10 protein-coding genes are annotated in these 12,089 nt (G+C 73.2%); 3 read left to right on the top strand and 7 right to left on the bottom strand.

Annotation, left to right across the window (positions count from 1 at the left end):
• Nucleotides 1–57 precede the first annotated feature (57 nt).
• Complete coding sequence (rarD, locus tag OG689_RS18170) at nt 58–1,035, top strand: EamA family transporter RarD (RefSeq protein ID WP_266321628.1); 978 nt, start codon at nt 58–60, stop codon at nt 1,033–1,035.
• A 42-nt stretch (nt 1,036–1,077) separates the two neighbouring features.
• On the opposite strand, the gene OG689_RS18165 is transcribed toward rarD, so the two are convergent.
• From OG689_RS18165 to OG689_RS18155, 3 genes are read right to left on the bottom strand one after another with little or no spacing between them, the layout of a single operon-like run.
• Complete coding sequence (locus tag OG689_RS18165; protein ID WP_266321627.1) at nt 1,078–1,986, bottom strand: ABC transporter permease subunit; 909 nt, start codon at nt 1,984–1,986, stop codon at nt 1,078–1,080.
• Complete coding sequence (locus tag OG689_RS18160; RefSeq protein WP_266321626.1) at nt 1,973–3,058, bottom strand: ABC transporter ATP-binding protein; 1,086 nt, start codon at nt 3,056–3,058, stop codon at nt 1,973–1,975. The genes OG689_RS18165 and OG689_RS18160 overlap by 14 nt, the downstream gene beginning before the upstream one ends.
• On the bottom strand, nt 3,058–4,308 hold the full coding sequence (locus OG689_RS18155) for a DUF2092 domain-containing protein (protein ID WP_266321625.1): 1,251 nt from the start codon (nt 4,306–4,308) through the stop codon (nt 3,058–3,060). Before OG689_RS18155 ends, OG689_RS18160 begins: the two co-directional genes overlap by 1 nt.
• Nucleotides 4,309–4,501: 193 nt before the next feature.
• Here OG689_RS18155 and OG689_RS18150 point away from each other — a divergent pair, with 193 nt between their 5' ends.
• The gene (locus OG689_RS18150; protein ID WP_266321624.1) at nt 4,502–7,090 is read left to right on the top strand and encodes a bifunctional FO biosynthesis protein CofGH; all 2,589 of its coding nucleotides are present in this window, start codon (nt 4,502–4,504) and stop codon (nt 7,088–7,090) included.
• A gap of 96 nt (nt 7,091–7,186) precedes the next feature.
• Here the strand turns inward: OG689_RS18150 and OG689_RS18145 are convergent, their stop codons facing one another.
• Complete coding sequence (locus OG689_RS18145) at nt 7,187–8,305, bottom strand: tyrosine-protein phosphatase (protein ID WP_266321622.1); 1,119 nt, start codon at nt 8,303–8,305, stop codon at nt 7,187–7,189.
• 245 nt (nt 8,306–8,550) lie between these two features.
• Between OG689_RS18145 and OG689_RS18140 the strand changes: the two genes are divergently transcribed.
• A complete protein-coding gene (locus OG689_RS18140; RefSeq protein WP_266321620.1) occupies nt 8,551–9,666 on the top strand; it encodes an ADP-ribosylglycohydrolase family protein in 1,116 nt (371 codons plus the stop codon).
• A gap of 109 nt (nt 9,667–9,775) precedes the next feature.
• Here OG689_RS18140 and OG689_RS18135 read toward each other — a convergent pair whose 3' ends face one another.
• From OG689_RS18135 to OG689_RS18125, 3 genes are all read right to left on the bottom strand, one after another.
• The gene (locus tag OG689_RS18135; protein ID WP_266321618.1) at nt 9,776–9,985 is read right to left on the bottom strand and encodes a DUF397 domain-containing protein; all 210 of its coding nucleotides are present in this window, start codon (nt 9,983–9,985) and stop codon (nt 9,776–9,778) included.
• Nucleotides 9,982–10,839: a helix-turn-helix transcriptional regulator gene (locus tag OG689_RS18130; RefSeq protein WP_266321616.1), complete on the bottom strand. Its 858-nt coding sequence runs from the start codon at nt 10,837–10,839 to the stop codon at nt 9,982–9,984. Before OG689_RS18130 ends, OG689_RS18135 begins: the two co-directional genes overlap by 4 nt.
• Nucleotides 10,840–11,175: 336 nt before the next feature.
• On the bottom strand, nt 11,176–11,901 hold the full coding sequence (locus OG689_RS18125) for a GPP34 family phosphoprotein (RefSeq protein ID WP_266321614.1): 726 nt from the start codon (nt 11,899–11,901) through the stop codon (nt 11,176–11,178).
• Between the last annotated feature and the right edge of the window lie 188 nt (nt 11,902–12,089).

The following is a 12,089-nucleotide window of genomic DNA, read 5'->3' as shown; positions in this document are numbered from 1 at the left end:
CTGCCTTCCGCCCGCTACCGTCGGCTCGACACCCGTGCGCGCGGAGGGCAGGCCGTCATGCCAGAGACATCCCCACAGGAGGCCACCCGAGGCCTCTGGTTCGGAGTCGCCTCGTACGGGATGTGGGGGCTCTTCCCCCTGTTCTGGCCCCTGCTGGAACCCAGCACGGCCGACGACATCCTGGTCAACCGGATGGTCTGGTCGCTGTTCGCCGTCGTCCTGATGCTGCTGGCGCAACGTCACTGGGGCTGGATCCGGCCGCTGCTGCGCCAGCCCCGCAGGCTCGCCATGTCGGCCGCGGCGGCGGCCCTGGTCTCGGTCAACTGGGGCGTCTACATCTGGGGCGTCAACAGCGGGCACGTTGTCGAGACCAGCCTCGGCTACTTCATCAACCCGCTGGTCACCATCGCCTTCGGTGTCCTGCTGCTGCACGAGCGGCTGCGAACGGCCCAGTGGGCGGCGGTCGGCATCGGCGCCCTCGCGGTGGCCGTCCTGACGGTCGGCTACGGCCGGCTGCCGTGGATCGCGCTCACCCTGGCGTTCTCCTTCGCCGTCTACGGGCTGCTGAAGAAGAAGGTCGCGCTCAGCGGGCTGGAGAGCCTCGCCGTCGAGAGCGCCTTCATGTTCCCCTTCGCCCTCGGTTACCTGATCTACCTCGCCGCCCGCGGCCAGGGCACCTTCGGCCACACCGTCCCCGGCTCGTACGGGTGGGGCCACTCCGGCCTGCTGGTGCTGAGCGGCCTGATCACCGCCGTCCCGCTGCTCTGCTTCGGCGCCGCGGCGGTCCGGGTGCCGCTGACCGTGCTCGGCCTGCTGCAGTACCTGGCGCCGGTGTTCCAGTTCCTGATCGGCATCGCGGTGTTCCACGAGACCATGGCGCCCGCCCGCTGGGCCGGGTTCGCCCTGGTCTGGGGCGCCCTCGCGCTGCTCACCTGGGACGCGCTGCGCCGGCTGCGCGCGGACCGGGTCACCGGCCTGCCGCCCGTCGCCGTCACCGGCCTGGAGCAGGCCACCGCCCCGGCCGCCACCCGCTGAGGGCGGCGGCCGGCGGGGGCGCCGGCGGTGCTTGTGCCCCGCTCAGGAGGTGATGTCCCGGCTCGTGAAGCGGGACCACGCCGCCGAGCCGAACACGGCGACGTAGAAGGCCTGCAGCCCGAGGTTCTTCAGCACGCCGTCCCAGTACATCGGCTCCCGGAGCAGGTCCCCGAAGGTCAGCCAGTGGTGGGTGAAGAGGAACGGCTGAACGGCGTGCAACTGCGGGAAGCTGTCCAGGATCTGCACGGTGATCACCAGGCCTACCGTGCTCGCCATCGCCGCGATCCCACTGCCGGTCAGCGTCGAGATGAACAGGCCGATCGCCACCAGGCCGGCCAGTGAGCAGGCCACCACCCCGACCACCAGGACGGCCCGCAGCAGCGCCTCGCCGAAGCTGATGGTGTCGCCGGAGATCAGCGTCACCTCGCCGAGCGGGAAGAGCGCGGCGCCGGTCGCCAGCGCGGACAGCCCGACGGTGGCCGTCGCGGCCAGGCAGAACGCCAGCCCCGCGGTGAACTTGGCGACCAACAGCCTGGTCCGCCCGGCCGGCGCGACCAGCAGGTAGCGCAAGGTCCCGGTTGCCGCCTCGCCCGCGATCGAGTCGCCCGCCACCACACCGACGGTCATCGGCAGGAAGACCGGCAGTGCCACGGCCAGCGCCGTGAACACCAGGAACAGGCCGTTCTGGGTCACCTGCGCGACGAAGGCCGGCCCCTGCCCGCCCTGCGCGCCGCCGGTCTCGATCCGGACCACCGTGCCGATCAGCACCGGCAGCACCGCCATGATGCCCAGCAGCGCGATCGTCCTGGTCCGGCGGAAGGTCAGCGACAGCTCGCTGCGCACCAGCGCCAGGCTGCCCGCCGCCGTCCGCGGCTGGCGCCCGCCCGCCGCCGGGGCCACCCCGGCGGCCCGGCCCGGCCCGGCCTCCGCCACCGTCTCAACCCGCGACATCGAAGCCCTCCCCGGTCATCGCCACGAAGGCGTCCTCCAACGTGCCCCGCTCCAGGCCGAAGCCCCGCACCCGCACCCCGGCCTCCACCAGCGCCGCGCAGAGCTTGGGCAGCGTGTCCTCGGCGGCGTTGCCGGCCTCGGCGTCCACCCGGCCCTCGGAGACGACCGCGCCGCTCAGCCCGTGGGCGGCCAGCACCTCGGCGGCCGCCGCGGTGTCGTCCGTACGGACCACCAGCCGGCCCTGGGCACGGGCCGCCAGCTCGGCGACGGTGCCCTGCACCACCAGTCGGCCGCGCGACATCACCGCGGCGTGCGTGCAGACCTGCTCGATCTCGTCCAGCAGGTGCGAGGAGAGGAACACCGTGGTGCCCTCCGCCGCGACCTCCCGGATCAGTGACCGGATCTCCCGCATGCCCTGCGGGTCCAGGCCGTTGGTCGGCTCGTCCAGCACCAGCAGCTCGCGCGGCTGCAGCAGGGCCGCGGCCAGGCCCAGGCGCTGCTTCATCCCGAGGGAGTACGCGCGGGCCTTCTTGCCGGCCGCCGCCGTCAGCCCGACCCGGTCCAGCGCCTCCCGGACCCGCTGGTCCCGGGTGCGCGGGTCCGCGGTCGGGTCGGCCGCGTCGTAGCGCGCGAGGTTGTCGCGCCCGGACAGGAAGCCGTAGAGCGCGGGCCCCTCGATCAGGGCGCCGACCCGGGGCAGCACGCCGCCCACCGACTGCGGCATGGCCTCGCCGAGCACCGTCGCCCGCCCGGAGGTCGGCGCGATCAGGCCCATCAGCATCCGGATCGTGGTGGTCTTCCCGGAGCCGTTGGGACCGAGGAACCCGAAGACGCTGCCCCGGGGCACCGTCAGGTCGAGGCCGTCCACCGCGAGCTGGCCACCACGGAAGCGTTTGGTCAGGCCGGTGGTGCTGATCACGTGGTCGGCGGCCGGGCCCGCGGCCGGAGCGGACACGGCGGCCGGAGCGGACACGGCGGGGGGAGCGGAAGCGGCGGAGGAGGCGACCACGGGGGCCGGACGCGCATCCGCGGTCCGGCCCCCGGTCGGCTCCGTGGAGGGAGCCTGGGTCATCACTTCACTCCGGCCGCACTCTGCAGGACCGGCAGCGTCACCGCGCCGGCGAACACCCGGCCGTCATCGGTGACCAGCGCGTTCAGCACCTTGGTGCTGATCAGCGAGCCGCCCTTGACCGGCTTGCCGAGCGCCCGGGCCAGCGACTGGACGCTCTGCCCGGCGACCTCGGAACCGTGCCGGCCCGCCGCCTCGGCCGGGATCTCCCCAGCGGGCAGCTTGAGGCTGACCACCGTCGTCCAGCCCTCGCCGATCACGTTCAGGGAGTCCTTGGCGGCCCTGGCCTCCTCGGCACCCCGGCCGGCGTCGGCCGCACCGGCGCCCGGCTGCCCGCCGGCCTTCGGCTCGCCCGCCTTCTGCTCGACGACCTTCGCCCCCTTCGGCAGGCTGAACTCGAAGGTCTTGGCGTCCGGCTTGGCGAAGGAGACGTCACTGAAGTGCGCGTCGAACACCGTGGCGCCGCCGGTGGCCTTCACCACCACGGCCAGCGGCACGCCGGTGCCGGCGTCGACGGCGATCCGGACCTCGCCCAGCGTCGAGCCGGACTGCGTCGGCTTCACGCTCAGCTGGTACGCCTTGCGGTCGGCCACCGTGGCCGTGCCGTCCACCGTGACCGAGGTGGTGCCCGCGCCGAGGGCCAGGAACTGCCGGGCCGCCTCCTGCGGCGTGACCGGCACACCGGCCGGCAGGCCGGGCGTCGGCGCCCGGTGCCCGTCGCCCTGCGGGAGCGCCAGGTGGACGGCCTCGTTGGAGGCGCTGTCCCAGGCCCACACCTGGTCGCCGCTGCGCACCAGCTCGTACCCGGCGAGCTGCTCGATCAGGCCGACCCGCTGGTGGTCCGGCCCGTCCACCGCGACCCGCAGCGTGTGCTCCCCGCCGAGCAGGCCCACCAGCTTGGACTCCGGCGCCGGCGCCGACGGGTCGAAGCCCTGCGCGCCGCCGCCCTGGCCGCCGGTGTCGAGGCCGCCGACCGCGCCGAGCAGCTGGGCCGGCGCCCCCAGGTCGGCGCTGATCCGCACCGTCCCGGACATGGTCTGCGTCTCGGTGCCGAGCGCCTTCGCCACCAGCTGCTCCGCCGTCAGGGCCGGCAGCTCCGGCGAGCGTCCGTCGGCGAGCGCGGGCACCAGGCCGATGCCGGCGGCGACCGTACCGGCCACCACCACCGGCACCAGGATCCGTACCGCGGTGCGCCGCCCGGAGCGGTACGGCGCGCCGTCCTCCCCGTTCGCCGTCGTCGTGTGGTCCGTCATCACGTTCAACCCCTCCGTAGCCCGTGGCGGATCGCCCCTTCCTGCTCCATTAGACGCCTCGGCCGGCCATCGGGCATCGCTCCGCAGGGCCAGATCCGCATACATCTCACGGACCATCGGACGGCGGACGTGACCCTGATCCCACCTCAGGGTCACGTCCTCCCGAGGTCGAATGCTGGCGTATCGTCGCGGCATGGACGCAACCGAGGCCTCCCCCGGCACACCCGGCCCGACCAGCAACGGAATGCGGCGGGCGCTGCGCCGGGCACGGGACGGCGTGGCGCTCGACGCGGCCGAGGCCGCGGTGCTGCTGCAGGCCCGCGGGGACGACCTGCGCGACCTCTGCGCCAGCGCGGCCCGGGTCCGCGACGCGGGCCTGGAGGCGGCGGGCCGTCCGGGCGTCGTCACCTATTCCAAGAAGGTGTTCATCCCGCTCACCCGGCTCTGCCGGGACAAGTGCCACTACTGCACCTTCGTCACGGTGCCGGGCAAGCTCCGCCGGGCCGGGCACGGCATGTACCTCTCGCCGGACGAGGTGCTGGAGATCGCCCGTCAGGGCGCGGCGCTGGGCTGCAAGGAGGCCCTCTTCACGCTGGGCGACCGCCCCGAGGACCGCTGGCCCGAGGCCCGCGAGTGGCTGGACGCGCACGGCTACGACGACACCCTCGCGTACGTGCGGGCGATGGCGATCCGGGTGCTGGAGGAGACCGGCCTGCTGCCGCACCTCAACCCGGGCGTGCTCACCTGGACGGACTTCCAGCGGCTGAAGCCGGTCGCCCCGTCGATGGGCATGATGCTGGAGACCACCGCGACCCGGCTCTGGTCCGAGCCCGGCGGCCCGCACTTCGGCTCGCCCGACAAGGAGCCGGCGGTACGGCTGCGGGTGCTGGAGGACGCCGGGCGCAGCGCCGTCCCCTTCACCACCGGCGTGCTGATCGGGATCGGCGAGACGTACGAGGAGCGGGCCGACGCGCTGTTCGCGATCCGGCGCACCGCCCGGCAGTACCACGCGATCCAGGAAGTGATCGTGCAGAACTTCCGGGCCAAGCCGGACACCGCGATGCGCGCGATGCCGGACGCCGAGCTGGAGGAGCTGGCCGCCGCCATCGCCGTCACCCGGCTGGTGCTCGGCCCCTCGGCGCGGATCCAGGCGCCGCCGAACCTCGTTGACTCCGAATTCGCGCTGATCATCGGCGCGGGGATCGACGACTGGGGCGGCGTCTCGCCACTGACGCCCGACCACGTCAACCCCGAGCGCCCGTGGCCGCACATCGAGGACCTCGCCGCCCGCACCGCCGAGTCCGGCTTCGAGCTGCGCGAGCGCCTCACCGTGTACCCCGAGTACCTGCTGCGCGGCGAGCCCTGGTTGGACCCGCGGATCCTGCCGCACGTGAACGCGCTCGCCGACCCGGTCACCGGCCTGGCCCGGGAGGGCGCGATGCCGGCCGGCCTGCCCTGGCAGGAGCCCGAGGACCTGCCCGCCTCGTACGGACGGACCGACCTGCACCGCACCATCGACACCGAGGGCCGCACCGGCGACCGCCGGGCCGACTTCGAGGACGTGTACGGGGACTGGGACGCGCTGCGCGAGCAGGTCGCCGGCGCGGCCCCCGAGCGGCTGAGCGGCGACGTCCGCGAGGCGCTGGCGGTGGCCGCGGACGACCCGACCAGGCTCACCGACGACCAGGCCCTCGCGCTGCTGCACGCGGACGGCCCGGCACTGGACGCGCTCTGCCGGATCGCCGACGACGTCCGCAGGGACGCGGTCGGCGACACCGTCACCTACTGCGTCACCCGGAACATCAACTTCACCAACGTCTGCTACACCGGCTGCCGGTTCTGCGCCTTCGCCCAGCGCCGTACCGACGCCGACGCCTACACCCTCTCGCTGGAGCAGGTCGCCGACCGCGCCGCGCAGGCCTGGGACGTGGGCGCCACCGAGGTCTGCATGCAGGGCGGCATCCACCCCGACCTGCCGGGCACCGCGTACTTCGACATCGCCCGGGCGGTGAAGGCCCGGGTGCCGGGGATGCATGTGCACGCGTTCTCCCCGATGGAGGTCGTCAACGGCGCCACCCGGACCGGCCTCTCCATCCGGGACTGGCTCCAGCAGGCCAAGGAGTCCGGCCTGGACAGCATCCCCGGGACGGCCGCCGAGATCCTCGACGACGACGTCCGCTGGGTGCTGACCAAGGGCAAGCTGCCGGCCGCCACCTGGGTCGAGGTGGTCACCACCGCGCACGAGCTGGGCATCCGCTCCTCGTCGACGATGATGTACGGCCATGTGGACACCCCGGCGCACTGGCTGGGCCACCTGCGGGTGCTGGCCGGGATCCAGCAGCGCACCGGCGGGTTCACCGAGTTCGTGACCCTGCCGTTCATCCACACCAACGCGCCGGTCTACCTGGCCGGCATCGCCCGGCCGGGCCCGACCGCCCGGGACAACCGGGTGGTGGTCGCGATGGCCCGGCTGCTGCTGCACACCCACATCCCCAACATCCAGACCAGCTGGGTGAAGCTGGGCGCGGAGGGCGCCGCCGAGATGCTGCGCTCGGGCGCCAACGACCTCGGCGGCACGCTGATGGAGGAGACCATCTCGCGGATGGCCGGGTCGGCGTACGGCAGTTACAAGTCCGTCCGGGACCTGGAGGCGATCGCCGAGGCCGCCGGGCGACCGCACCGCCAGCGCACCACCACCTACGGCGAGGTGCCCGCCGAGCGCCGCGGGGCGGCGCTGGCCTCGGACGGCCACCTGCCGGCGCTGCTGCCGGTGCTGGAGTAGGGGCCCGGCGGGGCGCCGGCCGCCGCACCGGCGGGCGGGGGACGGGCCGTCGCCCCGCCCGGGCCGCCGGGCGGGGCCGGCCCTGTCCTGCCGTCCTCAGCCCACCAGCAGCTGGCTGCGCAGGTCGCGCAGGTCGCGGTCGTCCAGGCCGAGGCCGGACCTGAGGTAGGCGTCGAAGGAGCCGAACTTCTGCCGCACCTCGTCGAAGCCGGCGTTCAGGTACTCCGGCCGGACGTCCAGCAGCGGCTTGTAGATCGCCTGGTAGGCGGGCGGCAGCTGGGCCAGGGTGGCGGCGTTCTCGGCGGCCCGGTAGGTGTTGCTGGCCAGGTAGTCGGCCTCGACCGTGGCGCGCGGCACGCCGAGGGCGGTGAGCAGCGCGGCGGAGGCCCAGCCGGTGCGGTCCTTGCCGGCGGTGCAGTGGAAGAGCACGCCCTGGTCGTCGCGCTCCACCAGGGAGTTGAGCACGGTCCGGTAGGCGGCCTCGGCGCTGTCGGCGGAGACCATGGTGCGCTCGGCGTCGATCATCACCTGGACGGCGGCCTGCGGGCTGGTCACGTTGAACGCGCCGGTGTCGGCGACGCCCAGGACGTTGGCAGCGACCACGGTGGCGCCGGCCGGGACGCGGTCGGGCGCGGCCTTCTGCTCGGCGGGGGTGCGCAGGTCGAAGACCTCCTGGACGCCGAGGCGGCGCAGCTTGGCGAGGTCCGCGTCGGTGAGCCTGCTGAGGTCGCCGGAGCGGTAGACGACGCCCATCCGGACCCAGCTGCCGTCGGTGGTGCGGTAGCCGCCCGCGTCCCGGAAGTTGGGCGCCGAGGCGAGGTGCAGCGAGCGGTCGGCGACGATCAGCGACTCGCCGTGGTCCGGGACGAGCTCGAAGAACCAGCGGTCGGCCGAGGCCAGGCCGGTGACGGTCACGGTGGCGGAGCCGGCGGCCTTGGCGACGGGCCTGCGGTGGCGGATGTCCTCCTGGTCGGTGCCGGCGTAGACCGTCACGTCGCGGGTGCCGGGCGCGGTCCAGGTCAGGGTGAAGCTGCCGTCGGCCTGCTGGACGGCGCTCGCCGCGGTGAAGGGGACGGCGTGCCGGGCGGCCGTCCGCGAGGCGGCGGGGGCCTCCTGGGGGCCCGGGGCGGCGGCGAGGGCCAGCGCGGGGGTGCCGAGGGTCAGCGCGCCGGTGAGGGCCAGCGCGGTGGTCAGGCGGGTGCGGGTGGTGGTCATGATCGGGACGCTAGGCAGTGCCGGGTGGTGACCCGTGGCCGCCGGATGGCGCGGCGGCAACAGTTTGTTGAAGAGCTGCTGTGCGGGGGAACCGGTCAACCCGCCGAACAATTCGAATACAGTGCGGGGGCGCGCGAACCGTCGTCGGGCGCGGTTGCCCCAACCTCCGGCTTGGGAGTGCCTCCCGGGCCGAGGGCCGGGAGAGGGTGCTCCCGCGACCTCTGGACGAAAGGTTCCGACTCGTGATGCCACTGTGGTCACGCGCGCAGCAGCAGGATTTCCGGAGCCGGGTGCGCGGCTGCCTGCTCGGCGGGGCGATCGGTGACGCGCTCGGGGCCGGCATCGAGTTCGAGTCGCTGGAGAAGATCCAGGCCGTGCACGGCCCGCAGGGGGTGACGGGGTACGTCCCCGCCTACGGCCGGACCGGTGCGATAACCGACGACACCCAGATGTCCCTGTTCACCGTGGACGGCCTGATCCGGGCCCACATCCGCCGCGACAGCGGCGGCTGGCACCCGCCCACCGACGTCCACCTGGCCTATCTGCGGTGGGCCGCCACCCAGCGCGACTGGGGGCCGGACGAGCGGCGCCCGGATCTCGGCTGGCTCGGCCGCGAGGAGTGGCTGTACGCCCAGCGGGCGCCCGGCCAGGCCTGCCTGTCCGGACTCTCCGGCCCCCAGGCGGACCGCCTGGGCACCCTGGACGCGCCCAAGAACCCGCACTCCAAGGGCTGCGGCACGGTGATGCGGGCCGCGCCCTTCGGGCTGCTCACCTCATGGGAGCCGGGGCTGGTCTTCCAGCTCGCGGTGGAGTGCTCGGTGCTGACGCACGGCCACCCCACCGGCTACCTCTCGGCGGGCGCGCTGGCGGTCATCGTCCACACGGTGGCCCGCGGCGGCACCCTGGAGGAGGGCGTGCACCTCGCGCTGGCGCTCCTCTCCGAGCGCCCGTCGCACGAGGAGACCACGGCGGCGCTGCGGGGCGCCCTGGACGCCGTCCGGGCCGGCGAGCCGTCCGCGGAGCGGGTGGAGGCGCTCGGCGAGGGCTGGGTGGCCGAGGAGGCGCTGGCGATCGGCGTCTACTGCGCGCTGGTGGCGTACGACGTGAAGTCCGGCCTGCTGCTCGCGGTCAACCATTCGGGGGACAGCGACTCCACCGGTGCGATCTGCGGCAACCTGCTCGGCGCGCTGCACGGGGACACCGCACTGCCGCCGGAGCTGCTGGCCGCGCTGGAGGGCCGGGGGACGATTCTGGAGCTCGCGGACGACTTCGTGCTGGAGCTGATGCACGGGCCGGAACTGCACGGCCAGGACGCAGGGGAGGGGACGGCCTGGGCGGTGCGCTACCCGGTGGTCCGCTGACCGGGGGCGTACTCGGGGGCGGGGGCGGGGCGCCGGGACCGTGGGTGCCCGCCGCCGGACGACGGCGGGCACCGGTGCGGGCGGGACTGTGACAACAAGTGAGGGCGGGTCAGATCTCGCCGAACGATCCCGAGCCGGCCGCGGTGGCGAACGAGGCCCAGGCCTCCTTGGAGAAGTGCAGCTGCGGACCGTGCGGGTCCTTGGAGTCGCGTACCGCGACGGCGGCCGCGCTCGGCACGGCGATCTCCACACAGGCACCGTTGCCGCCACTGTGGCTGCTCTTGCGCCAGGTGAGACCGTTCTCGAACTTGGTGGTCATGGTTGGTACCCCTCTGCGATCTTGGCTATCAGTGACCGGCTCTCCGCGACACTCAGGGCTGCGGCCCTCAGGTGGTCGTACAGTCCGGTATAGCGGCGCACGTCGGCGTCCTTCTCCAGGTAGAGGTCGCTTGTCACCCCTTCGAAGTAGACAACCGTCGAATCCGCGGACTCGGGGAACTCCATGAGGGAGAATGTCCCGGTCATGCCGGGGTGGGCGCCGTGCCTGAACGGGATCACCTGCAGATTGATGTTGGAGCGGGCGCTCAGCTCGAGCAGCTGGTTCAGCTGGCGGTACATCACCTCCGAGCCACCGACCTCGCGGCGCAGCACCGCCTCGTCTATCACCGCCCAGAGGCTGCCCAGCTGGTTCTCGCCGTAGATCCGGCTCTGCCGCTTGAGGCGCACCTCCACCCGCCGTGACACGGCCGTGGCGTCGGTGTCCGGCTGGGTGCCCTGCACCACGGCCTCGGCGTACGCCTGGGTCTGCAGCAGTCCCGGTACGAAGGACGACTCGTAGGCCCGGATCGAGGAGGCCTCCGCCTCCAGGCCGATGTAGACGCTGTAGGGGATGTCGCTGAACTCGTGCCACCAGCCGCGCTGCCGGGACTCCCTGGCCATCTCCATCAGCCCGGCGCGGATCCGCTCGTCGTCGACGTTGTAGACGTCGCAGAGGTCCCTGACGTCCCGTTGACTGATGCTGCGGCGGCCGTTCTCCAGGCGGCTGATCTTGGACTGGGAGACCATCAGTCGACCGGCCACCTCCTCCGCCGTCATTCCCAGGGTCTCGCGCAGGCGCCGCAGTTCGGCGCCGAGCCTTCGGCGGCGCACTGTGGGATTGATGCTCGCGGACACATCGACCTCCGGCCGGGCCTCTGGTGCTCGTTGGACCGGCAATCCTCGGAACAGTGTGGAAATTGGTACCAACCCCCCTGACTTGGAGCAGCATGCCACCTTGGATCGGGTCGGCGCCGGGGAATCGCAGGAGCGCAGTAGAACAGATCATCGGAAAAGCGCTTCGGCGAGACGGCGACCGTCCCTGAGTGGTAGGAGCGACACTACGGCTGGGTACGGCAGAGGGGCGGCCACCCGGCGACTTCCGTGCCGGGCGACCGCCCCTCGATACCTGCTGGTTGCTCACTCGCGATTATCGGCGCGCGCCGCTCGCCACGCGCCGTCCGGACCGTCGGCTCACCGGGCACCGACCCGGGTGGGTACGGCCCGGCCGCCGGGCTGCCGGCTGCCGGGCACCGGCGCGGCACCCGGCTGGGCGTTGTTACGGCCCTGCTGGGACGGAAGGCCGTTCTGCACGTCCATCACGGCGTGCGCGACCATCCCACCGAGCGGGTCGTAACGGATCAGGTCGCGCAGTCGCGACCGCGACGACCTGCCCTCGTTGCCCGGGTAGAGATGCTTGCCGAGGCCCACGGCGTGGGCCAGTGCGGCCAGTGCGGCCGTCCTCGGGTCCGGCGGCACACCGGTGCGGATCGACGTGTCGAGACGCTGCTTGATGGCGGCGTTCGAGCAGTCGTCCGACGCCTGGTAGCGCGTCGTCGGAAGAACCCCGCACACCTGTCCCGGCACCGCAGTCACCATGCCGCACCGTTCAAGGTGCGCCAGGTAGGTCTGCCGTAGCCCCAGCCGGGGCCCGCCGATCCAGTGCGCAGCACGTACCGGACTGCCACGACGGCGCAGCAGTTCCAGGGCGTGGTCCAGAGTGGGGTCACCGGTCGGTCGTGGCAGCACCACGGCGATCCGGTCCCCATCCGGGACTATCCGTCCGGCCAGGGACAGCTCGACGAGCTGTGCCCCGGCGAGTCCGAGGTCGAGGGTCTGCGGCTGCGCCGTGGTACCCGTGGTCGGGTCCAGTGCGAGCAACAAGAGTTCCTCGGGAATTGTTCTGCGGCTCTTGCCCATCCAAGCCTCCCCGCGTGGATGAATGACAGAGTGACGCCTCTCACACGGCCTTGTCGAGTACGCCTCCGAATCGTGACCTTGCGCCACGGGGCGGGAACCAGCGGTGCCAAGGCGGGCGTCTGAACACCGGACGGGCCTGGGAACGGCCGGACGACCGCAATAACCGCCGGTCGGACGGGGTGTGGGTG

The organism is Kitasatospora sp. NBC_00240 (assembly GCF_026342405.1).
Classification (GTDB): Bacteria; Actinomycetota; Actinomycetes; order Streptomycetales; family Streptomycetaceae; genus Kitasatospora.
Note: the sequence above shows the minus strand (reverse complement) of the source record. Positions and strands in the feature narration are given on the sequence as shown.